General features: G+C 52.2%; 4 protein-coding genes. 1 reads left to right on the forward strand and 3 read right to left on the reverse strand.

The window, feature by feature from the left end; genetic code table 11:
- The coding region (locus tag HOL66_15805; GenBank protein MBT5245700.1) for a cache domain-containing protein at positions 1 to 912 on the reverse strand (912 nt) is incomplete at its 3' end.
- 265 nt (positions 913 to 1,177) lie between these two features.
- Here HOL66_15805 and HOL66_15810 point away from each other — a divergent pair.
- Positions 1,178 to 1,792 (forward strand): hypothetical protein, encoded by a 615-nt coding sequence (locus HOL66_15810; protein MBT5245701.1) that lies wholly within the window; start codon positions 1,178 to 1,180, stop codon positions 1,790 to 1,792.
- A 3-nt stretch (positions 1,793 to 1,795) separates the two neighbouring features.
- On the opposite strand, the gene HOL66_15815 is transcribed toward HOL66_15810, so the two are convergent.
- Both HOL66_15815 and HOL66_15820 read right to left on the reverse strand, forming a co-directional pair.
- Entirely contained in the window at positions 1,796 to 1,951 is a 156-nt protein-coding gene (locus tag HOL66_15815) for a hypothetical protein (GenBank protein ID MBT5245702.1), read from the reverse strand.
- Between the two features lie 111 nt (positions 1,952 to 2,062).
- Positions 2,063 to 2,566 carry a flavin reductase family protein gene (locus tag HOL66_15820; protein MBT5245703.1) on the reverse strand — a complete coding sequence of 168 codons (504 nt, stop codon included), beginning with the start codon at positions 2,564 to 2,566 and terminating at the stop codon, positions 2,063 to 2,065.
- Positions 2,567 to 2,709 lie beyond the last annotated feature (143 nt).

The following is a 2,709-nucleotide window of genomic DNA, read 5'->3' on the forward strand; positions in this document are numbered from 1 at the left end:
CACTAGGACTTCTTCGCCCGCATAATCCATACCGATGGTAAAGCCGCCGGGTTGATCTATGGCGTAGACCGCGGCCAGATCAGGCGTTTCCATGGCGAAAGACCGTTTCAGGGGCAGGGTGCCATCGGCCAGCGGTGACAGGTATTCGACGGTCGCTCCTGTTTTACGGACAATATAGGTCTCGGCTGTTTTTGATTCTTCGCCGGGTTGTTTCAAACGGTCATACAGTTCCCGGTCAATAGTGCGGATGCCGACGACCGCGCCAATGCCCTGAGCACCCTGGTCGGATTGAATGCCATAAACGGGCAGGGCAAAGCCAATGGTCGGCAGGTTACTGGCGCCAAGAAAAACATCAATCAGGGCCGGTTCACCGTTTAGGGCATTGGCCACGGCGGTGCGAATTTTACCTGAAATGGGGGGCATCCCGGCGGAACTGACAATCGGTCTTCCATCGGCGTCGACCAGACCAAGGCCAGCAACACCAGCGCGTTCCACATTGGCGTTGACCTCGGCGGCCTCTTCGGGCGGTTTAAAACCACTGCGTTCTGACGTGGCCACCAGAAGATTACGCAGATAACCCGCCTGGGCCGCTTCATCGGTCACTTCTTCCTTGTTGCCGGCGCTTGCGGCCAGTTCATCCATATAAATTTGCAGTGAGGCGTTTTCGGATAATTCACGAATAACGGCAAAATTGGCATCAACCCATTCATTGACGTCAGCTGCTCGACTGTCGGCGACAATCCCCAAGCGCACTTGCCATTCCAGCAGGGCGCGTTGACGCTCCTGTTCGACGAAATGGAATGTGAAGAACACTGCGGCAGCCATAACCGCGACCATGCCGACGCCAATACCGAGCGCGACCTTGTTGATTCTCCTTGGGGTTTTTTCTTCCGGGCTTGCCGTTTCTGCCATTTTCCCCTCCCTTTGATTATTTATTTGGATTCTTGCGACTTCAACGTCCCGACGCAAGGGGGAATTGATTTTTTATAGATATGGCCGCCTTTCACGTTGTGTTGATGGGTGTGGGTACGGCTTGCTGCAAGGGCGTGAAAACCTGTATAATCCTCTGATATTCTTGGTTTTCGCCTATATGGGTGGGCTTTTATTAATGGCCGGTATGACAAGCAATCGTTTTTGTGTCCTTCCACGTTGTTTCATCGTGGGAACGTTGCTGGCAATGGCATTTATTGCTGGCCTGCCATCCTCTGTTGCGGCCGCAGAAGCCGCGCCAAGTTTCTTCAACAGCAAGGAAATACCATCAACAAACCTGAAGCCGTTCAAGAAATGGAATGAGGCCCTCAATCGCTTTTCCAAGGAAAAGGCGGAAAAGGTTACCGGTGACTGCAGTTCATCGAAATTGAACAAATGCCATTACGATGGCTGGATGAAGTATCTGAAAAAGCAAAAAGGCAAGGACAAGCTGACGCTGATAAATGAAATCAACGGACGCATGAACAAGGCCAAATACGTTACCGATAATAATAACTGGGGTGAAAAGGATTACTGGGCGACGCCCGGTGAGTTTATGGCCAAGTTTGGTGATTGCGAGGATTACGCCATCATTAAATACCTGTCGCTTAGATTGTTGGGGTTCAAGGCCGACGAGGTCCGTGTCGTCGCGGTCAAAGATTTAAACTTGAAAGTCGGCCACGCCATCCTGGTCGCCTTTGTCGATGGCAAAACATATGTTCTGGATAACCAGATCAAGCAGGTCGTCGAAGCGAAGACCATCCGACACTACCAGCCGGTCTTTTCAATCAGCTCCAAGACCTGGTGGCGTCACCGGGTATAGGCCCTAGAGCATGTCCGGGTTATTTTGAATCATTCTGATGGGGCAGATCGGTTTGCTCGGGTAGGCGCGGTCCGCCGGCGCGATGCCATCGCATCTGGCAAGGGCCGCAACGACCCCGACAAGCCGATATGCCCCACCGAAGGCCACGTTCTTTTGCATCGTGACGTCGTCACCCACCTTACCCGATGAAAAAGCATCGCGTTGCGGCGCGTTCCTATTCACGAAGCAAAATAACATGGTCAGAATGGTTCAAAATAACCCGGACATGCTCTAGCCCCCGTAGAACACCGTATCGCCAAGGTCTTTCATATGAAGGATCGCATCATCCGGGCGGCCTTCAAAAGCGCTTGCGCCATGGGCGTCAACGGCCTCACCAACCACGATGTGATGATCGCCAAGTTTAACGATCTCTGCGACATTGAACTCAACACAAGCTGGCGCACTTTCAAGAATTGGTGATCCGGTCGAACCTTCCCTGTAGGCTTCACCACTGATCATTCCATCCTCAAGCTGGGCCGGTTTAAAGAACGTGAAGGCGGCGCCCTGCTGACCTTTGCCAAGGAAGTTGAGGGCGAAGCTGCTGCCAACTTTCAGGTTTTGATAGATGCCGGAATCCGCTTTGACACCGATGGCGACCAGCGGTGGATCGAAAGAGGTCTGCGTCACCCAGTTTACAGTCGCTGCCGAAATCTTACCATCGGAGGCTTTGGCGGTAAGAACGTAAATTCCGTAGGGAATCATTCTTAAAGCCGCTTTTTTTGTCTCTGCTTCCATCAGGTAGGATCCTTTTTTTAGTTTTATACTCCGTTCACGTCAGAACCCGAAAGTCCTTGGGCGATATGATGCGGAAATTGTCTGATACGTCGTCGCATAGATCGCCCCAGTTTTTGGGAACGTCTTCCTTCAAAAAGCCCAGC

Source organism: Rhodospirillaceae bacterium (assembly GCA_018662005.1).
GTDB lineage: Bacteria > Pseudomonadota > Alphaproteobacteria > Rhodospirillales > JABHCV01 > JACNJU01.

What these genes read in the sequence shown, in the direction of transcription:
- HOL66_15810 (MBT5245701.1), top strand. Translation starts at nt 1,178, where the DNA reads ATGGCATTTATTGCTGGCCTGCCATCCTCTGTTGCGGCCGCAGAAGCC.
- HOL66_15815 (MBT5245702.1), bottom strand. Translation starts at nt 1,951, where the DNA reads ATGCAAAAGAACGTGGCCTTCGGTGGGGCATATCGGCTTGTCGGGGTC.
- HOL66_15820 (MBT5245703.1), bottom strand. Translation starts at nt 2,566, where the DNA reads ATGGAAGCAGAGACAAAAAAAGCGGCTTTAAGAATGATTCCCTACGGA.